General features: G+C 64.1%; 20 protein-coding genes. 9 read left to right on the top strand and 11 right to left on the bottom strand.

Annotation, left to right across the window (positions count from 1 at the left end; genetic code table 11):
* Window positions 1–11: 11 nt before the first annotated feature.
* Window positions 12–857, top strand: coding sequence for a lipopolysaccharide heptosyltransferase family protein (locus tag KBY72_RS04560; protein ID WP_254993144.1), 846 nt, complete (start codon window positions 12–14; stop codon window positions 855–857).
* Window positions 858–929: 72 nt separating this feature from the next.
* Entirely contained in the window at window positions 930–1,682 is a 753-nt protein-coding gene (fabG, locus tag KBY72_RS04555; protein ID WP_254960155.1) for a 3-oxoacyl-[acyl-carrier-protein] reductase, read from the top strand.
* Here the strand turns inward: fabG and KBY72_RS04550 are convergent.
* Entirely contained in the window at window positions 1,679–1,918 is a 240-nt protein-coding gene (locus KBY72_RS04550) for a hypothetical protein (protein WP_254960271.1), read from the bottom strand. The genes fabG and KBY72_RS04550 overlap by 4 nt on opposite strands.
* Before the next feature lie 134 nt (window positions 1,919–2,052).
* Between KBY72_RS04550 and groL the strand changes: the two genes are divergently transcribed.
* Window positions 2,053–3,714 (top strand): chaperonin GroEL, encoded by a 1,662-nt coding sequence (gene groL, locus KBY72_RS04545; RefSeq protein WP_254993143.1) that lies wholly within the window; start codon window positions 2,053–2,055, stop codon window positions 3,712–3,714.
* A gap of 11 nt (window positions 3,715–3,725) precedes the next feature.
* Here the strand turns inward: groL and KBY72_RS04540 are convergent, their stop codons facing one another.
* The 6 genes from KBY72_RS04540 to KBY72_RS04515 form a co-directional block, all read right to left on the bottom strand.
* A complete protein-coding gene (locus tag KBY72_RS04540; protein WP_254960153.1) occupies window positions 3,726–4,400 on the bottom strand; it encodes an N-acetylmannosamine-6-phosphate 2-epimerase in 675 nt (224 codons plus the stop codon).
* Window positions 4,401–4,727 carry a hypothetical protein gene (locus KBY72_RS04535; RefSeq protein WP_254960152.1) on the bottom strand — a complete coding sequence of 109 codons (327 nt, stop codon included), beginning with the start codon at window positions 4,725–4,727 and terminating at the stop codon, window positions 4,401–4,403.
* 98 nt (window positions 4,728–4,825) lie between these two features.
* Window positions 4,826–5,671 carry an ABC transporter permease gene (locus KBY72_RS04530; protein WP_254960151.1) on the bottom strand — a complete coding sequence of 282 codons (846 nt, stop codon included), beginning with the start codon at window positions 5,669–5,671 and terminating at the stop codon, window positions 4,826–4,828.
* The gene (locus KBY72_RS04525) at window positions 5,671–6,693 is read right to left on the bottom strand and encodes an ATP-binding cassette domain-containing protein (protein WP_396121812.1); all 1,023 of its coding nucleotides are present in this window, start codon (window positions 6,691–6,693) and stop codon (window positions 5,671–5,673) included. Before KBY72_RS04525 ends, KBY72_RS04530 begins: the two co-directional genes overlap by 1 nt.
* An 18-nt stretch (window positions 6,694–6,711) precedes the next feature.
* The gene (locus KBY72_RS04520; protein WP_254960150.1) at window positions 6,712–7,695 is read right to left on the bottom strand and encodes a heme o synthase; all 984 of its coding nucleotides are present in this window, start codon (window positions 7,693–7,695) and stop codon (window positions 6,712–6,714) included.
* A complete protein-coding gene (locus tag KBY72_RS04515) occupies window positions 7,688–8,590 on the bottom strand; it encodes a COX15/CtaA family protein (protein WP_254960149.1) in 903 nt (300 codons plus the stop codon). The genes KBY72_RS04520 and KBY72_RS04515 overlap by 8 nt, the downstream gene beginning before the upstream one ends.
* A gap of 255 nt (window positions 8,591–8,845) precedes the next feature.
* On the opposite strand from KBY72_RS04515, the gene KBY72_RS04510 reads away from it, so the two are divergent.
* From KBY72_RS04510 to KBY72_RS04495, 4 genes are all read left to right on the top strand, one after another.
* Entirely contained in the window at window positions 8,846–9,688 is an 843-nt protein-coding gene (locus tag KBY72_RS04510) for a cytochrome c oxidase subunit II (protein WP_396121810.1), read from the top strand.
* A 9-nt stretch (window positions 9,689–9,697) separates the two neighbouring features.
* The gene (ctaD, locus tag KBY72_RS04505; RefSeq protein ID WP_254941300.1) at window positions 9,698–11,320 is read left to right on the top strand and encodes a cytochrome c oxidase subunit I; all 1,623 of its coding nucleotides are present in this window, start codon (window positions 9,698–9,700) and stop codon (window positions 11,318–11,320) included.
* The gene (locus tag KBY72_RS04500) at window positions 11,317–11,925 is read left to right on the top strand and encodes a heme-copper oxidase subunit III (RefSeq protein ID WP_396123064.1); all 609 of its coding nucleotides are present in this window, start codon (window positions 11,317–11,319) and stop codon (window positions 11,923–11,925) included. Before ctaD ends, KBY72_RS04500 begins: the two co-directional genes overlap by 4 nt.
* A 125-nt stretch (window positions 11,926–12,050) precedes the next feature.
* Window positions 12,051–12,416, top strand: a complete 366-nt coding sequence (locus tag KBY72_RS04495; protein WP_254960263.1) for an AbrB family transcriptional regulator — start codon at window positions 12,051–12,053, stop codon at window positions 12,414–12,416.
* A gap of 24 nt (window positions 12,417–12,440) precedes the next feature.
* Here the strand turns inward: KBY72_RS04495 and KBY72_RS04490 are convergent, their stop codons facing one another.
* Entirely contained in the window at window positions 12,441–13,016 is a 576-nt protein-coding gene (locus KBY72_RS04490) for an HdeD family acid-resistance protein (protein WP_254960261.1), read from the bottom strand.
* 49 nt (window positions 13,017–13,065) lie between these two features.
* The gene (locus tag KBY72_RS04485) at window positions 13,066–13,731 is read right to left on the bottom strand and encodes a riboflavin synthase (RefSeq protein ID WP_254960148.1); all 666 of its coding nucleotides are present in this window, start codon (window positions 13,729–13,731) and stop codon (window positions 13,066–13,068) included.
* Between the two features lie 60 nt (window positions 13,732–13,791).
* On the opposite strand from KBY72_RS04485, the gene KBY72_RS04480 reads away from it, so the two are divergent.
* Together KBY72_RS04480 and KBY72_RS04475 are read left to right on the top strand one after the other, a co-directional pair.
* Entirely contained in the window at window positions 13,792–14,361 is a 570-nt protein-coding gene (locus tag KBY72_RS04480; protein ID WP_106501439.1) for a bifunctional nuclease family protein, read from the top strand.
* A 61-nt stretch (window positions 14,362–14,422) separates the two neighbouring features.
* The gene (locus KBY72_RS04475) at window positions 14,423–15,496 is read left to right on the top strand and encodes an aldo/keto reductase (RefSeq protein WP_254960260.1); all 1,074 of its coding nucleotides are present in this window, start codon (window positions 14,423–14,425) and stop codon (window positions 15,494–15,496) included.
* Here KBY72_RS04475 and KBY72_RS04470 read toward each other — a convergent pair.
* On the bottom strand, window positions 15,493–16,530 hold the full coding sequence (locus tag KBY72_RS04470; RefSeq protein WP_254960147.1) for a twin-arginine translocation pathway signal: 1,038 nt from the start codon (window positions 16,528–16,530) through the stop codon (window positions 15,493–15,495). The genes KBY72_RS04475 and KBY72_RS04470 overlap by 4 nt on opposite strands.
* A gap of 10 nt (window positions 16,531–16,540) precedes the next feature.
* Complete coding sequence (locus KBY72_RS04465) at window positions 16,541–17,674, bottom strand: nicotinate-nucleotide--dimethylbenzimidazole phosphoribosyltransferase (protein WP_254960146.1); 1,134 nt, start codon at window positions 17,672–17,674, stop codon at window positions 16,541–16,543.
* Window positions 17,675–17,678 lie beyond the last annotated feature (4 nt).

Raw genomic sequence — 17,678 nt, 5'->3', positions numbered from 1 at the left:
TGTCGTTTGCGATGCGCGCCCTGTTTCTGATTCCGGGCGGCAGCAGCCAGCAGCTGCAGAGTTTTGCAGCCGTTGCTGCCGTCGCCGACCAACTCCATGCCGACGTTCAGGTGGTCTGTCCGTTGGCGGCGGTTCCCCTTTGGTCCCTGCATCCAGCCGTGGAACGGGCCATGCCCTTCACCTACGAGCAGGCAACCCTTGCCGATTGGGCCAACTTGATGGGCTCGGTGCGGGAGCCTGATTTTCAGGTGAGCCTCAACCTGGCGCCCAGCCGCCAGATGGATCTGATGCTGTCGATGAGCCACATCCCCACCCGGGTGGCCAGCAGTGGCTTTTCCGCCACCGAGCGGATCACCCCCATCGAGGGCGGCTGGGCCAACCAGGCCTTTGAAGCCTTACTGCGGCCCATCGGGGTGCGGCTCGAGGCTGATTCTTTCCGGTTGCCGATCGCCCCGGCCGATCTGGAGGCCGCCAGCGCGGCCCTACCCAGTGGCGATGGACCGGCCCTGCTGCTGGCCCCCTCCGCTGCTGGCGGCGACTGGCCAGCCCAGCAATGGCAAGACCTACCCGCCCAGATCCGCAGCAAGCTGCCCAACCTGCGGACCGTGCCAGCACTAGCTGGCACTGGGACTGGAGATATGCGTAAGCGCGCCGCCCAGATCGCCAGTGCCGATGTGGTGCTAGCCAGCGACCCCGTAGCCATCGAATTGGCCCTGCTGCTCGGCCTGCCGCTGGTGGCCTTGGGCCGGGATCCCGGCAGTCTGCCCAGCCGTGCTGGGGTGCAGGGGCTCGGCAGCGCCGCCAACCTCAGCCAACTTGGCCACGCCGAGGTGCTCGCCGCCCTGGGACTGGGATAATTGGGGTTCGGGGGATAGTCAGGCCATACGATCAGCGCCACAAACCCCAGTGCCGCGATGTCGAGTGCCGTGATGTCCAGCCCAGCCCCCCTGGCCGGCCAAGTGGCGCTGGTTACAGGTGCCAGCCGGGGTATCGGTCGCGCCATAGCCCTTGAGCTGGCAGCGGCCGGCGCCCAAGTAGTGGTGAATTACGCCAGCTCCCCGGATGCAGCCGAAGCGGTCGTGGCTGAGATCACTGCTGCCGGGGGCGAAGCCTGGAGCCATCGGGCTGATGTAGCCGATGAAGAGCAGGTCGACGCCATGGTCAAAGCGGTGCTCGCTAGGGGCGGCCGGCTCGACGTGTTGGTTAACAACGCCGGCATCACCCGCGACGGCCTGCTGATGCGGATGAAAACCGCCGACTGGCAGAGCGTGATCAACCTCAATCTCACCGGCGTGTTTCTTTGCACCCGCGCTGTGAGCCGGGCCATGCTCAAGGCCCGAGGCGGCCGCATCATCAACATCACCTCAGTGGTGGCCCTGATGGGCAATCCAGGCCAGGCCAACTACAGCGCCGCCAAGGCCGGGGTGATCGGCCTCACCCGCAGCAATGCGGCTGAATTTGCAGCCCGGGGTGTGACCGTCAATGCCGTTGCCCCGGGCTTCATCGAGAGCGACATGACCGCCGAACTCGACAAGGAGCCGATCCTCGCGGCGATTCCCCTGGGGAGGATGGGCAGCGCCGCCGAGGTGGCAGGTGCAGTGCGCTTTCTGGCCGCCGACCCGGCTGCCGCCTACATCACCGGCCAGGTGCTGCAGGTGGATGGCGGCATGGTGATGCGTTAAGAGCTTGTGAGCGGCTGAGCCAACTCCTCGCGCAGCCGGCGAATCCGCTGCAGCAGGCGCAGGCGGCGACTGCGGGCGGTGAGGGTGAGGAACAGGCGGATCGGCACGTAAACCAAGGCCATCAACAGGCCGAGGGCGGCGATCAGGAGGAACACCATGCCATCGGCGGTGGTGCTTGGGTCGAGGGCCGATTCAGTGACGGCGCTTTCGAGGGTCTGCTGCAGCAGTTCTTCCATGGTTCGAAGGTACCTCCTGCAGCGAGAGCCTGCCGTCTTCCCTGAACAGGAGATTCGGCTTTCCCCACCCCGCTCCGTTGGCCCGGCGGTGGTCCGCTGTGGGACCCTGACTCCACTGAGTCTCCAGCGTTTTCATGGCCAAGCTGATCAGCTTTTCAGATGCCTCCCGTAGTGCCCTTGAGCGTGGTGTCAATGCCCTGGCCAACGCGGTGAAGGTCACCATCGGACCCCGCGGCCGCAACGTGGTGCTCGAAAAGAAATTCGGCGCGCCCGAGATCGTTAATGACGGCGTCACCATCGCCCGGGAGATCGAACTCGAAGATCCCTTCGAAAACGTTGGCGCCAAGCTGATGCAGCAGGTGGCCAGCAAGACCAAGGACTCCGCCGGCGACGGCACCACCACTGCCACCCTGCTGGCCCAGGCACTGGTCCGCGAAGGCCTCAGAAACGTAGCTGCCGGCGCCAGCCCGGTCGTGTTACGCCGCGGCATGGAAAAGGCCACAGCCCAGATCGTGGCGGGCATCGCCGAGAGGGCCCAACCCGTCGCCGGTGAAGCGATTCGCCAGGTAGCCGAGGTGAGCTCCGGCAACGACGAAGAGATCGGCCGGATGATCGCCGAGGCCATGGACAAGGTGAGCGCTGACGGCGTCATCACCGTTGAGGAGTCCACCTCCTTGGCCACCGAACTGGAGATCACCGAGGGCATGGCCTTCGACCGTGGCTACAGCTCCCCCTACTTCGTCACCGACCAGGAGAGGCGCGAATGCGTCTTTGAAAATGCCCTGATCCTGATCACCGACCGCAAAATCAGCACCATCACCGACCTGGTGCCCGTGCTGGAGGCGGTTTCCAAGGGCGGCAGGCCCCTGCTGATCCTGGCGGAAGAGGTGGAGGGCGAAGCTCTCGCCACCCTGGTGGTTAACAAAAACCGCGGCGTATTGCAGGTTGCAGCAGTGCGGGCCCCTGGCTTCGGGGACCGCCGCAAGGCCATGCTTGGCGACATCGCCGTACTCACCGGCGCCACGGTCGTTAGCGAAGACCAGGCCATGACCCTGGACAAGACCGGCCTAGCCGAGCTCGGTCAGGCCCGCCGCATCACCATCACCAAGGACAGCACCACGATCGTGGCCAGCGGTGAGCACCAGGCAGTCGTTGCTGATCGGGTGGCCTCAATCAAGCGAGAGCTCGACAACACCGACTCCGATTATGACCGCGAAAAGCTCCAGGAGCGGATCGCCAAACTGGCCGGAGGGGTGGCCGTGATCAAGGTGGGTGCTCCCACCGAAACCGAGCTCAAGAACCGCAAGCTGCGCATCGAAGACGCCCTCAACGCCACCCGCGCTGCGGTGGAGGAGGGAATCATTGCTGGTGGCGGCTGCACCCTGTTGGAGCTGGCCGAAGGGCTCAGCAGCCTGGCGGCTAGCTGCCAGGGCGATGAGCGCACCGGCGTCGAGATCGTCAAGCGGGCCTTAGCCGAGCCCGTGCGCCAGATCGCCCACAACTCGGGCGCCGATGGCGCAGTGGTGGCAGCTGAGATCCTGCGGCTGGGCAAGGGCTACAACGCCCTAAGCGGCGTCTACGAAGACCTCCTGGCCGCTGGCATTCTCGATGCGGCCAAGGTGGTGCGCCTAGCCCTTCAAGACGCGGTCTCGATCGCCTCCATGCTGATCACCACCGAGGTTGTGATCGCCGATAAGCCCGAACCCGAAGCAGCCCCCGGCGGCGACATGGGAGGTATGGGAGGTATGGGCGGAATGGGTGGTATGGGTGGAATGGGCATGCCCGGGATGATGTGATCCCAGGCTGCTCAGCCGGCCAGCACATCCCGTACATAGGCAGCAACCTGCAAATCGACCCCGGTGATTGCCGTGCCCACAACCACGGCATCAGCGCCGAGGTCGAGGGCTTGGCGGGCCTGCTGGGGGCTTGATATGCCGCCTTCGCAGATCAGACTCACCTCGTTGGGTAATTGCTGCCGCAGCAGGGGCAATAGATCCCAGGCTGGTGGCTTCTGGCCTGAGGTTGACTCCGTGTAGCCATAAAGGGTCGTGCCGACCCAGCTGCAACCCAGCTCGGCGGCACGCAGACCATTGGCAACGCTGTCCACATCGGCCATCAGCACAGCACCAAGCTCCCGCTGGGCGCGGGCGATCAGACCCTCCAAATTTTCACCCCCGGGGCGATAGCGCTCGGTGGCATCAATCGCCACCACATCGGCACCAGCAGCCCAAACAGCACGAATCTCCTCCCACCCCGGGGTGATGTACACCGAGCTGTCTGGGTAGCTGCGCTTCCATAGGCCCACGATCAGGGCCGTTGGGCAGCGCCGACGAACAGCGCCGATGTGCTCTGGGCTTTCCAGACGCACCCCAGAGGCGCCATTGCGCAAGCTGGCATCTGCCATGGCGGCGATGACATCGGGATCGCGCATCGGAGATCCCTCGGGGGCCTGCACCGACACAATCAAACCGGAGGGTTTCACTCAGCTGGCCAGGGGAAGGTGAAAGTCATCGAGCTCTTCAGCATCTGGCAGCCAGGCCCGCAGGGAAGCATGGGCAAAGGGCGCAGGAGCGGCATTGTGCGCTGCCGGAGCTAGGGCATCCTGCACAAGGGCCAGCACAGGCCGTTGCTCAACTGGTTGCTCAACTCGTTGCACGCTGGGCTCAGGGTTGGTCTCCAGGCCAGCCTGGGAGCGCAGCCACTCAGCCGCCCCTACTCCTTGGCCCACGCACAGTGGTCCGGAGATCAGGGCTTCGAGGGCCGCCAGCCCCCTGCGGTGCGCCCACTGCTGAACCAGACGCTGGGCCATGGCCTGATCCCGTTCTGCAACCGCCGCCAGCAAACGGTCCCCTAAGTCGGGACGGTCGGACGGGGGGAATCTGGAGGGCTGCGTCACGAAAGGACCTGCTAGGTGAGCTTGCGATCCAAAAGCGGCCGAATCAGCAGGAACAACCCGGCGGCCAGTATGGCGAGCACCCCTAGGCAGGTGGCGCTGCTGAGCTGGCCGTAGGGGGCCTCCAGCACCACTGCGGTGAGAGAGACCTGTCCCGCATAGGCGGCACGAATCGGTTCTATCGCGAAGGTAAGGGGATTAAGGGCCGCTAGCCAGCCCAGCCAGGCAGGCATGAACGACAACGGAGCCAAAGCGGTGCTGGCAAACAGCAGTGGCAGGTTGGCCACAAAGATCACCGCAATCAGCTCGATGTGGCCTGGCAGCGCAAAAGCGAGCCCCAAGCTCAGGGCCGTGACTGCAAAAACCAACAACAGCAAGGTGACCAATACCAGCAGCAGCCCAGCACCACCAGGCCAGCCGTAACCCAGCAATGCGGCAGTGCCCATGATCGCCAGGCTCTGCACCAAGCTCAGGGTGGTGATGTAGAGCACCGAGGCGAACACGATCGAGCTGCGCGAGCGCAGCGGCGCCACCAGCAGCCGGTTGAGGAAGCCAAATTCGCGGTCAAACATCAATGGCAGGCCGGCGTTCAGGGCCGCACTGAAGGCCGTGAACACGATCACACCTGCGCCAAGGAAGCGCCCATAGCTGATGCCGCCAGGCAGCAGGCCCGCCGGAGCCTTGGCAAACAGGGCGCCAAACAACACCAGCCAGATCAGGGGCTGCAGCACCCCCGCCACCAAGGTGGAAGGCCGACGCTGCAGCTGTACGAACAAACGACGGGTGAGGGCCAGGGTTTCTTGACTGATCTCGGCCAAGGCGGATGCCTCGGGTTGGGGGCCTGGAAGGGTTGTGGTCATCACATGCTCGCTTTGCGTTCAGCCTTGGGATCACGGCTGCCGGCCACCGCCAGCTCCGCGTCCATCAGGGTGCGGCCGGTGGCCTGGAGATAGACATCATCGAGGCTGGGGCGGCTCTGGGCGAGGGCGAAAACCGGCAGGTCGGCTGCCGCCAATTGGCGGCGCAGCTGCTCAACAACGCCATCGTGCTCAATCACCAGATTCAGGGAGTAGCCCTGGGCCCGGTTCACCACCACCTGGCGTACCCCGGCGCAATCGTGCAGCAGGCTGCGCACCCGCTCAGCTTCGTCGGCATCACTGAATTCACGCACCCTTAAGGTCACTCGATCACCACCCAAGGCGGCCTTGAGCACAGCAGGAGCGCCCTCGGCGATGACCTTGCCAGCCTCGATGATCGCCAGATGGTCAGCCAGGGCATCAACCTCCTCTAAGTAGTGGCTGCTAAGCAGCACAGTTGTGCCGCCATCGCGAAGCTGACGCAAGACGGACCAGATCGCAGCGCGACTCTCGATATCAAGGCCGACGGTGGGCTCATCGAGCACCAGCACCTTGGGGCTGTGCAGCAGGCCAGCGGCCAGATCGAGCCGGCGCCGCATTCCGCCCGAGTAGCTACCGCAACGCCGATCAATCCAGTCGGCCATGCCGAGCAGCTCGATCAGCTCGTCCATGCGCCGGTTCCGGGCAGCTGGGGTCAGGTGATAAAGATCACCCTGCAGCTGCAGCAGTTCGCGGCCGGTGAGGATCTTGTCGATTGCTACCTCCTGGGCCACGTAGCCCAACAAGCGACGCACCGCCCGGGGCTCGGCCAGGGCATCAACGCCGCCTACCCGAACGCTGCCGCTGTCAGGGGCCAGCAGGGTGCAAAGGATGCGCAAGGCGGTCGTCTTACCAGCACCGTTAGGACCAAGCAGGCCATAGAGGCTGCCGGCCGGTACTTGCAGGGAAAGGTTGTCGAGGGCAATGACGGCAGTTGCCGCCTTTTTGCCCCCGTAGCGTTTGCAGAGCTGCTGCAGTTCGATCACCGACTCAAGCCGCTCCAATCAGCCGACCAATGTAGGCAAGGCAGCAAAGGGGACGTTGAACAGTTGGGGGCCCAGCAGGGCTGCCTGCGGTAGGCGGGCCAACAAAAGCAACGCACAGATGCCGAATAAATAGAAAATCGACCAGCGGAACATGGCCTTGGCCCGTTGGGGTTCGTCAGGCTGGCTGCGTAACTGGGAGCTCAGCTGCAGCAGGCGGGCGTTGAAGGGCAGCACCATCAAGCCATAAAGCAAGCCACCCGTTGGCAGCGCCACGATCCCAAGCAGGCTCAAGCCAACAGTGGCCCAGGCGTAATGGCTGATGGCCCGAGTCGTAACCGCCACGCCCTTGACCACCGGAAGCATCGGGATGCCCACGGAGCGGTAATCGTCCTTGAGCAGCAGGGAAAGGGCCCAGAAGTGGGCTGGCGTCCACAACATCACCAGGGAAAACAACCACCAGGAAGCCCAGCCAAGGGAGCCGGTGGCAGCGGCAGCTCCCACCAAGGGCGGAATAGCCCCGGCCACCCCGCCGACCACGATGTTCTGACTGGTGCGCGGCTTGAGCAGGGCCGTGTAAAGCAGCACATAGCTGCAGAGCCCCAACAGGGAAAGGCTGGCAGCCAGGGGATTAACGCCCATAACCAGAACTGCCACCGACAGGATGGTGAGGCCAATGGCTAGGGCAAAGGCCTGGCGCTGGGCCAGACGACCAGAGGGCAGGGCCCGGCGACTAGTGCGCTGCATGCGCCCATCGAGATCCTGTTCCCAAAGGCAATTGAGCACTCCGGCCGCAGCCGAAGCCAGGCTGCCCCCCACCAGGGTGCAGATGATCGTGCTGGCGGCGGGTGCATCGCCACTGCTGAGTGCCATGCCACCGAGGGTGGTGGCGAGCAGCAGCGGTATGAGCCGGGGCTTGGCAACTTCAAGCCAGGCCGGCAATTTCACCGAGGGGCGGATCGCCGGGGCAACGGCGATTGGAGCTGTGATCGTTGCACTAACCATGAGCCACCTCGGAAGACGTTTGAGACATGGGCAAGGTCTGGCCTGAGTTGCCAAGGGAACGGGCGAGCACCGCTGCAAGCAGAGCGACCAGCAGCGCTGCCAGCAGTTGGTGGCCGATCGTCACCAGCGGCGCCTGCAGCTGGAGCTTCAAGGTCCAAATGCCCAGGCTCACCTGGGCCAGCACCAAAACGGCCGCTCCCTGGGCGAGGCCGGGCAGTTGACCCTGACCTGGGGGCAACAGCAGGGTTGCTGCAGCTAGGGCCAGCACGGCGAGAGCTGCTGGCATGGCGAGCTGGCGGTGAGCAAGCAGCCAGCGGCAGCCATTGCCGGCACTAAAACACCGATCTGCCGCCCATTGGCTGGCCATGGTTCCACCCAGCAGGCACTGGGCGAACACCAGCACCAGAGCCAAGCTCGCCAGCAGCTGCCACCAAAGCGGAGGACTGATCGAGGCCCTATCCGCCATTGCCAGGCGCTGGTAAAGGCCACTTGTGAGCGCAACCAGCAGCAAGGCCGTGGCGAGATGGGCAGTAACTAAAGGCGCTGCCAGTAGCTGGGTGACGGTGAGAGCCCCCAGGCCCCCTTGAACCAACACCAGAAATAGCGTTCCAGCAGCCAGCCAGGGCAACCAAGCGGGCAGGCGTCGCCGCCAGAAAAAACTCGCTGCCGTAAGAACCAGCAGGGCCACTCCCACTACGAAGGCATCAAGGCGGTGAAACCACTCCAAAAACACCTGGAGATTCATCTGACGACCTGGCAGGAGGCGGCCGTAGCAAAGGGGCCAGTCAGGACAGGCCAGACCCGCCTCCATAACCCTGGTGGCACCGCCGATGCCAACCAAGGCCACCAAGGCCACCACTAGATGGGAAGCAAGTAAGGCAAGCCTCTGGGTCAAAACAGGGTCCGGCCTGCTGCGAATGCTTGGGTTTAGGGGTGATTGGAGATCTGTCGTCACGGAAACGACCATCCCGGAGTCCAAAGAAGCTAACCAAGTTGATCAAAACGAGGGACTCTTAATTGCCCAGATCACGAAGTGAAAACATCAGCCCTGCTTGCCAGAGGCTGAGGCGTTGATTTGCCAACCAAGGCAAAGATCGACCCGCACATCGCAGCCAGCGGCCATAGGCTGGCTGGAAGCTCAAACAGCACCGTGCCAATTCGCACCGCCCTAGCTGTGCTCACGGCCACCACAGCCCTTGTGCTGACAGGGCTTTGGGTTGGCTACAACGTCAACATGCTGCCGCTTGGCGCCAGCAGCAATGCATCCACCTACGACGATCTATTTAAGGTTTTATTCAGCATTGGTACCGTGCTGTTTCTCGGCATCGTGATCCTGCTGGTTTACAGCTTGTTTCGATTTAGGCGCCGCAGCGGCGATGTCAGTGATGGGCTGGCAATAGAGGGAAATCTGCCCCTTGAGATTGTTTGGACAGCAATCCCCGCAGTGGTTGTTTTGTTTGTCGGTCTATACAGCTACGACATTTATGAGCGGATGGGCGGTATGGCGACGCTCAACGATCACATGGCCATGGATCACGGGGCAATGCAGCAGGTCAGTGTTAATGAAGGGGATACGGCTGGCCGGGTTTGGGGTGGTATCGGCGTAGCCGGCATGGACGCAGCGCCTTCTGGTCCGGTTTTACCTGTTGAGGTAACCGCTATGCAATTTGCCTTCATTTTTCACTATCCAGGCTCAGATATAACCAGCGGCGAACTGCATGTGCCCACCGGTCAACAAGTTGAGTTGCGCATGGAAGCCCGTGACGTAATCCATGCCTTCTGGGTGCCCCAGTTCCGTCTCAAGCAGGACGTAATTCCAGGCCAGCCAACCGTGCTCTCCTTTACCGCCACTCGGGCTGGCACCTATCCGATCATCTGCGCCGAGCTCTGCGGGCCATACCACGGAGGCATGCGCTCCAACGTGGTAGTGCACGAGCCCGATGCCTACGACAACTGGTTGCAGCAGAACACTCCCAACCGCACCACCACCTGACGACCCGCCATGACTCTCGCCAACCCAAGCGATTTCGACGGCAACCTGCAACCCCAAGGCTGGCTGCGCTACTTCAGTTTCAGCCTCGATCACAAGGTGATTGGGCTGCAATATTTGGTTTGTGGCTTCATCTTCTATTTGATCGGCGGCGCCCTAGCTGGGGTTATTCGCACGGAACTGATCAGTCCAATCTCCGATTTCGTCAGCCGTGAGACCTACAACGAGGTGCTCACCCTGCATGGCACGGTGATGATCTTTCTTTGGATCGTGCCAGTAGTGAATGGCGCCTTCGGCAATTATCTGATTCCCTTTTATGTGGGCGCCAGAGACATGGCTTTCCCCCGTCTCAACGCTGTGGCCTTCTGGCTGATTCCACCTGCGGGTATTCTGCTTATCAGTAGTTATTTTATTGCCGGAGCGGCTGCCCAATCCGGCTGGACCGCCTATCCACCCCTAAGCCTCACCACCCCAGCAGCAGGCCAAGTGGTATGGATATTGAGCGTGCTTCTGCTTGGTGGCAGCTCGATTTTTGGCGGCATCAACTTCATTGCCACCATTCTGAAGCTGCGGCGTCCTGGACTGAAGCTGATGATGCTGCCCATGTATTGCTGGGCGATGCTGGGCACCAGTGTTTTAGTTGTGCTGTCGACGCCAGTACTGGCAGGCACCCTAATTCTGCTCAGTTTCGACATCATTGCCCACACCGGATTTTTCAACCCAACGATGGGTGGAAACGTAGTGGTTTATCAACACCTTTTTTGGTTCTATTCCCACCCGGCTGTATATATCATGGTGCTGCCAGCCTTCGGGCTCGTCAGCGAAATACTGCCTATCCACGCCCGCAAACCTCTGTTTGGTTACACCACGATGGTGTATTCGATCATGGCGATCGTTTTCCTTGGCCTAATTGTTTGGGCTCACCACATGTTCACCAGCGGCACACCGCCCTGGATGCGCCTGTTTTTCACGATTGCCACCTCCTTTATCGCCGTCCCAACCGGGATCAAATTCTTCAACTGGTTGGCAACTTTATGGGGAGGCAAGATTGCCCTCAATTCGGCGATGTTGTTTTCATGCGCCTTCATCGTTAATTTTGTATTCGGCGGCATCACTGGCGTAGCCCTGGCCCAGGTGCCTTTTGATATTCACGTTCATGACACCTACTTCGTGGTGGGCCACTTCCACTACATTGTTTACGGGGGCACGGTATTTGTTATTTTCGGATCTTTGTATCACTGGTATCCGAAATTTACCGGTCGCCTGCTTAACGAGGACTTGGGGAGGCTCCACTTCCTGCTCACTTTTGTTGGTTTCAATCTCTGCTTCGCCCCCCAGCACTGGCTCGGCTTAAATGGCATGCCTCGTCGGGTTGCCGAATACGACCCCGCCTTCACCACCCTTAACCAGGTGAGCAGCGTGGGCGCCCTGTTGATGGCCATCAGCACCCTGCCACTGCTTATCAACGTGGTGGTTACGGCGATAAACGGCAAAGAGGCTGGTGACAACCCTTGGAATGCCCTTACATCTGAGTGGCTCACCAGTTCGCCGCCACCGGTTGAAAACTGGCACGGCGAGGCACCACTAGTTACCGAGCCCTACGGCTACGGCCAGCACCCGGAGACAAAAGCGTGACCAGCACCACACCCCTACAGGATTCAGTCGCCATTGAGGCTGGCCACAGCCCAGCTGGTGAGGGCCACGGAGATTTCCGCCTATTTGGCCTAGCCACCTTCTTAGTGGCAGATGGCATGACCTTCGCCGGTTTTTTTGCCGCCTATCTCACTTTCCGGGCCGTGAATCCGCTGCCGGAAGGGGGGATCTATGAGCTCGAATTGCTGCTACCCACCATCAACACGGTGGTTTTGATCATCAGCAGCTTCACCTTTCACCGCGCCGGCAAGGAATGCAGGGCCGGACAGCTGGGGGCCAGCCGCCTCTGGCTGGCAATCACTGGCGGCCTGGGCGCGATTTTCCTGGCGGGTCAGATGGTCGAGTATTTCAACCTGCCCTTCAGCCTCACCGACAACCTTTTTGCCAGCACCTTCTACGCCCTCACTGGCTTTCACGGCCTACACGTGACTCTTGGTGTGATCTGTATCGCCATCGTTGCTCTGCAAACTCGCCAGGGAGGACGCATCAGCGCCAGCGACCATTTCGGCCTTGAAGCAGCTGAGCTCTACTGGCATTTCGTTGATGGCATCTGGGTTGTGCTCTACGGAATCCTGTATCTGCTCTGAGGCGCCAAGTCGTCAACCGCTGGCACGGATGGCGATTTCCTTGCGTACCGGGCACAATTAGTTGATATATCTGCCCAGCGCAGGCCTTTTACATGGCGGCCAGGAACGGCGACAGCCCCGCGGACATGCTGGAAGGCAAGGCCCTTCTTGATCGGGCCCGCGCCCTGAGCAACCGCCCAGAGGACGAAATCGCCCGGGGCTGCGGCTACGTGGGTCCGAGCGGACGGGTGCTGAAAAAAAGTTTTTATCGAGCTTTGGTGGCTGCCAAGGGCTACCCGGTACCAAACAGCGTTAGCCGAACCGCCAGCAGCGGCCAAGGCAAGGGACGGCAAGCTGATTTCCGCACCCGGGTGCATGGCAACGGCAACCTGCTGATCGGCCACGCCTACACCCGCAGGCTGGGTTTGGAGCCGGGCCAGGAATTTCGGATCGAGATCAACCCAGACAACGGCTCGATCAGCCTGCTACCGCTCGAACCAGAAAATCCCTAGGCCCCTCTCCCCTGGCGCTCCTGCTCAGTCGTCGCCGTGGAAGCTGGCGCTGAAGGCGAGCAGGTCGATACCGCTGAACAGGAAGCTGATTCCCACCAGCACCCCAATCACCCAGAGCAGCCCCCAGGCCTGCATGGTCACGATCAGCACGCCGAGGATCAGGGTGACGATGCCGTTAAGCAAGCCCCAACCCCAGCCACTCACCCGTGTGTGACCGAGGGCCACAAGCGTCGAAACCACGCCTTCGAGGATGAAAACGATGCCGATGGCAAAGGCCAGACTGGCCACCACCAGGCCGTCCTCGAGCGGACCGCCGCGGAACTGCTGAATCATCCAGGCCCCCACCACGATGAAGAGGGTGGAAATCACCAGCCGCGAAAAGCAATACCAGCGTCCCAACTGGCGGGAGCGGGCCAGGTTGCTTACCCAACCCACGATGCCGCCCACCAGAAAGCCCACCGCCACGATCACCGTGATCCAGGCGGAAGCCAGCACCGGGAAGATCAGGGCCAGCACCCCAAGTACCAGCATCAACACCCCTTCAAACAGGGTGAAGGCCTTCAATCCCTCGCCTTTGGCCGAAAACAGACCTGAGCCCATCGCTATGGCAGCAACATCACCTGGACGGTAGTCACGCCAAGCGCAGACGTCAGATCCAGCCGTGATCAGCCAGCCAGGGGGCATTGATCGGCTCGGCCACGCCGCTGGGGCCGGTGGCAGCCAGCAAACGCTCGGTGTATTTGGCCAGTAGGTCGGCCTCCAGGTTGACCCCATCCCCCACCGCCAGCTGCGCCAGGGTGGTGCTGGCCCAGGTGTGGGGAATCACGGCAATCCAGAAACCAACACCATCGGGGTCGCAGCCGGCCACTGTCAGGCTGATGCCATCCACCGCCACGCTGGCCTTTTCGCAGACATAGCGGCCGTAGGCGGGGTTCTGCCAGGCCAGCTCCAGGCGCCAGGAGGCGGCCTGGCGGGCAATGGCACGCACCACCCCCAGCCCATCCACATGGCCGCTCACCAGGTGGCCGCCAAGCCGGTCGGCCAGGCGCAGGGCCGGCTCGAGATTCACCCTGCCGCCCCGGTCTGCCTTGGCGGCCAAGGTGGTGCGGCCCAAGGTTTCCTCGCTGACATCGGCGCGAAAGCCATCGGCCAGCCGCCCAGCCACGGTGAGACAAACCCCATCCACCGCCACGCTGTCGCCCAGGGCCAGGCTGGCAGGGGTCCAAGTAGCCCCAGGGGCAGCAGCCCACTGCAGTTGAACCCCGTGGGGAGAGCGGCGGATCACGCCTGTGGCCTGCACCAGCCCGGTAAACATCTGCTTTCCAGCCCAGGGCGATAATCCTCGCCATAATCGGCTAAAAGGCAGCGCTGAGCCATGGTTGAAATGCGCGTTGCCGGAATTGCCCTCGATGCGGCCAGTCGCAGCCCGATCGTTTTGCTACGCGATCCATCGGGCCGGCGCCAGGTGCCGATCTGGATCGACCAGGCCCAAGCCCAAAACATTTTGGCGGGACTCAGCGAAGAACCACCGACCCGACCCCTCAGCCACGACCTGATGGCCGACCTGATCGACGCTGGGGGTTTGCAGCTCGACCGGGTTGTAATTCACACGATCGAAGACAGCACCTTCCGCGCCGTGCTGAAACTCAGCCCCGCTAGCGATGGGGAAGCTGGGGCGCCTGGCGACCAAACAGCTGCCTCAAGCATCGAGATAGACGCCAGGCCTAGCGATGCCATCGCCCTCGCCCTGCGCACCGGCAGCAGCATCTGGATGCTTGAAGAGGTCGTGGCTGATGCCTCCATCCCGGTGGATGCGGAGGCCGACGCCCAGGAGCAGGACAATTTCCGCCGCTTCCTGGACAGCACCAGCCCTGCCGACCTGGTGCGCCACCTCAAACAGGCCCACCCCAAAGCCGACCAACCTGGGGATGAACCAACAGCCTGAAAACCGGCTGCGGCGCCCCTACGGCTCCGGGCCGGCGGTGTCGGCCTTCAGCTTGGGCACGATGCGGGCCCTGGGCAGCCCCGCCCAGATGGAAGCGGTGCTTAGGGCAGCCCTGGCCGCCGGCATCAACCACCTGGAAACAGCCCCTGCCTACGGGCCCGCCGAAACCTTCCTGGGCCAGGCTCTAGCGGCCCTGCAACGGGACAACCTGGGCCCCTCAGACGGCTGGCTCATCACCAGCAAACTGCTACCCGGCCCCGACCTGGCCACCGGCCAGGGGCAACTGCGCTCAATCCTGGCGCGCCTTGGCGTGGCCCAGCTCACCAACCTGGCCGTGCATGGCCTCAACCGCCCCGAGCACCTGGAGTGGGCGCTTAAGGGGCCCGGCGCCGACCTGCTGACCTGGGCCAAAGATGAAGGACTGGTGGGTCAGGTGGGCTTCAGCAGCCACGGCACGCCCGAGCTGATCGAAGCCGCCCTGAGCTCGGGGAGCTTCACGTTCTGCAGCCTGCATGTGCACCTGTTTGACCAGACCCTCCTGCCCATCGCCCGCGCCGCCCTGGCCCAGGGAATCGGCGTGCTTGCCATCTCCCCGGCCGACAAGGGCGGTCGCCTCTACGACCCACCAGCGGAGCTGCTCGCCGACTGCGCCCCGTTTCACCCCCTGGAGCTGGCCTATCGCTTCCTGCTCGATCAGGGGATCTCCACCTTGAGCCTGGGGGCTGAGCAGCCGGAAGACCTGGCCTGGGCCGCTGCCATCGGCGGGCCCTCGCCCTGGCTGAGTGCCGCGCAACGCTCAGCCCTGCAGCGCCTGGACGTCGCCGGCCGCGAGCGCCTGGGGGCGGAGCGCTGCGGCCAGTGCCGCGCCTGCTTGCCCTGCCCCAACGGCGTGCCGATCCCCGAACTCCTGCGCCTGCGCAACCTGGCCGTGGGCCACGGCATGGAGGCCTTTGCCCAGGAGCGCTACAACCTGATCGGCCGTGCCGGCCACTGGTGGGAGGAGCTCAACGCCGAGGCCTGCCGCGCCTGCGGGGCCTGCCTGCCGCGCTGCCCCCACGAGCTACCCATCCCCGAGCTGCTAGCCGACACCCACCGGCGCCTGAGCGCCTCCCCCCGCCGCCGCCTTTGGGGCTAGGGCCTGGGAGCGGCCGCATCCCAGAGGTTCTGCTGGGCCAGCTGCTGGGGCACGGAAAGGGGTGGCAGGCTCCAGCAGCGCTGCAGCAGGCCATCTCCCGGCAGCAGCAGGGCTGCTATCGACTCGGGAAAGCGCCGCGCCACCGGCGCCAGATCGGCCTGGGGCAGGGGCGGCACCAAGCCCCGGGCCAGCAGTTGCTCCAGCTGGGGCTGCTCCAGCACTGCACCGAGCCACTCCAGCGGTGGTGGCGCTGACTGTGCAGCACCGGCAGGTCGCAGCAGCAGTTGCCAGCTGAGGGGCGCGCCGCTGTCGGGCCAGATCACCGCCAGGCGCTGGTCGCGGCGCAGCAGGGGAATCAGGCGCTGCAGGGGCAGCACCGCCGCCTCAGCATCACCGCTGAGCAGCAGATTGAGGCCGTCACGGTCGTCGTAGGCGAGGGCTTGGGCCCGCAACCGCTCCAGCCGCTCAAAATCGCCGCCCATGATCTCCAGGCTGATGCGAGGGCTGGAGGGCAACACCAACCGGCCGCGCAGGCTGGGATCAAGCAGCAACTGCCAGCCCTCCTGGCGACGGGCGGCCAGGTCGGGGCGGCTGCGCAGGGCGATCACCCAGGGGCTGTAGGCCCAGGGGAAGGCCAGCTGCGCCTCACCCACCGGACCATAAAGACGGGCCACCGGGGCACTGAAGGCGGCCAGGCGAGCCCAGAGCCGCGGCGCCTCAAAGGACTGAAGTTGCTGCCGGCTCAGGCCACTGGCCCAGCCGTCACTGAGAGCAACCAAGCCAGGGGTCACCAAACCGGGGGCCGGCCTTTGGCCCAGCTCACGCACGACTTTTTGCACAGCAGCGGCATCAGCCACTTGGCGTGTCCGCCAGGGGGCGGGCAGTTGCTTCAGCCAGGCGGCTGGCAGGTCTGCTTCTGCCAGCAGCAGCTCGGGGCCAGGGGCGGAGCGGCAGGCGGCCAGCAGGCCAGCGCCAGCTCCCACCCCTAGCTGCAGCAGCCGGCGACGGGAGAGCACAGCGGGAGTAAATGCCATGGCAGCGACCCTAGGCACCGAGCTCCAGCCGGCAGGCTGCGTCGCAGGCCTCAGCCAGGGCCCCTGGCTGCCGGCCCGCCAGCTGCCAGAGCAGGGCCAGGCCGCCGGCCCCCACCCCCTCCTTGACGTAGCCGCGCTCGTAGTCGCGTAGGGCGGAGCTGCTGCAGCCATGGAAGCGCAGGGCCGCCACCTCCAGCCTCGGCCGCACCTGCCAGCGGGCACCTATGCGCTCCAGCAGCAGGGCCAGGTTGCTGCCAGCTTCCTCGGCCACCCAGGCGGTGGTGGCCACCACCAAGCGCTCCGCCAGGGCTGGCCGCTGGCCTGGCTCAGCCAGGGCTAGGGCCAGGGCCAGCACCGCCGCCATCTGGCTGCCACCGGCCAGCAGCACCGGCGTACCGCGGGCCGCCGCCGCCCCCACCAGCCCAGCAGCGAAGGCCTGCATTGGATCCCCCAACGCCGCCAATACGTTTAGAGGATCCGCAAATGCTAGGGGGTGCGCAACTCCCGTCAGATCTGCCGCCTCAAAACTCGCTGCAGCCAAACCCTGAGCCACGAGGTCCGCCTTCAGCCCGTGGACCGGTTGGCGCAAGCTGCCGCTCACTAAACCCGCCGCTGCCACCCCCAGGCCCTCGAGCACCGCCATGGCCGTGGTGGTGCCTCCGGGCACACATTCGGCCAGCAGCAACGGCTCGGCCGGATCCCAGCGCCTGCCCCAGGCGCTGCCGCGCTGCACCAGGGCCTCCACCCTGGCTGGGACAAGGGCCTGGCCCGTGCTGAGGCAGCGGGCCGGGCCGGCACTCTCCAGCCCCGGCAGGCGCAGGTGCGGCACCGCCGCCGCGATCGCACAGCCCAGATCGAGCACCCGGGTGCGCTCCAGCAGCCCCAGCTGACTCAACACCACATGGCTGATCAGGGCCGGGCTGACCCCCGCCGGCAGGGGCGGCAGGGCATGGCAGCGGGTACCACCGGGTCCCAACAGCAGCAATTCGGCATCGGCGGCCGCCGTACCCAGCCGGGCCTGAGGCGAGGCCCCAGCAGCGGAAATCCCAGGTACCGCAGCCGTATCGGTGGCGGCGAGCAGCAGCAGAGTGCGGCTGTGGCGCCAGCCCTGCTCCAGAGCCTGGGTCCAGGAATCAAGGGCCATCAGG

The sequence above is a fragment of the Cyanobium sp. BA5m-21 genome (assembly GCF_024346235.1).
In the GTDB taxonomy this organism is placed as follows: domain Bacteria; phylum Cyanobacteriota; class Cyanobacteriia; order PCC-6307; family Cyanobiaceae; genus Cyanobium_A; species Cyanobium_A usitatum.
This window is presented reverse-complemented; position numbering and strand designations above follow the sequence as displayed.

Excerpts from the sequence above, each read along its gene's own strand:
- KBY72_RS04530 (WP_254960151.1), bottom strand. The coding sequence starts at position 5,671 with ATGACCACAACCCTTCCAGGCCCCCAACCCGAGGCATCCGCCTTGGCC.
- KBY72_RS04475 (WP_254960260.1), top strand. The coding sequence starts at position 14,423 with ATGCGGGCCCTGGGCAGCCCCGCCCAGATGGAAGCGGTGCTTAGGGCA.
- KBY72_RS04550 (WP_254960271.1), bottom strand. The coding sequence starts at position 1,918 with ATGGAAGAACTGCTGCAGCAGACCCTCGAAAGCGCCGTCACTGAATCG.
- groL (WP_254993143.1), top strand. The coding sequence starts at position 2,053 with ATGGCCAAGCTGATCAGCTTTTCAGATGCCTCCCGTAGTGCCCTTGAG.
- fabG (WP_254960155.1), top strand. The coding sequence starts at position 930 with ATGTCCAGCCCAGCCCCCCTGGCCGGCCAAGTGGCGCTGGTTACAGGT.
- KBY72_RS04470 (WP_254960147.1), bottom strand. The coding sequence starts at position 16,530 with ATGGCATTTACTCCCGCTGTGCTCTCCCGTCGCCGGCTGCTGCAGCTA.
- ctaD (WP_254941300.1), top strand. The coding sequence starts at position 9,698 with ATGACTCTCGCCAACCCAAGCGATTTCGACGGCAACCTGCAACCCCAA.
- KBY72_RS04535 (WP_254960152.1), bottom strand. The coding sequence starts at position 4,727 with ATGGCCCAGCGTCTGGTTCAGCAGTGGGCGCACCGCAGGGGGCTGGCG.
- KBY72_RS04495 (WP_254960263.1), top strand. The coding sequence starts at position 12,051 with ATGCTGGAAGGCAAGGCCCTTCTTGATCGGGCCCGCGCCCTGAGCAAC.
- KBY72_RS04490 (WP_254960261.1), bottom strand. The coding sequence starts at position 13,016 with ATGGGCTCAGGTCTGTTTTCGGCCAAAGGCGAGGGATTGAAGGCCTTC.
- KBY72_RS04465 (WP_254960146.1), bottom strand. The coding sequence starts at position 17,674 with ATGGCCCTTGATTCCTGGACCCAGGCTCTGGAGCAGGGCTGGCGCCAC.
- KBY72_RS04520 (WP_254960150.1), bottom strand. The coding sequence starts at position 7,695 with ATGGTTAGTGCAACGATCACAGCTCCAATCGCCGTTGCCCCGGCGATC.
- KBY72_RS04480 (WP_106501439.1), top strand. The coding sequence starts at position 13,792 with ATGGTTGAAATGCGCGTTGCCGGAATTGCCCTCGATGCGGCCAGTCGC.
- KBY72_RS04485 (WP_254960148.1), bottom strand. The coding sequence starts at position 13,731 with ATGTTTACCGGGCTGGTGCAGGCCACAGGCGTGATCCGCCGCTCTCCC.
- KBY72_RS04560 (WP_254993144.1), top strand. The coding sequence starts at position 12 with ATGCGCGCCCTGTTTCTGATTCCGGGCGGCAGCAGCCAGCAGCTGCAG.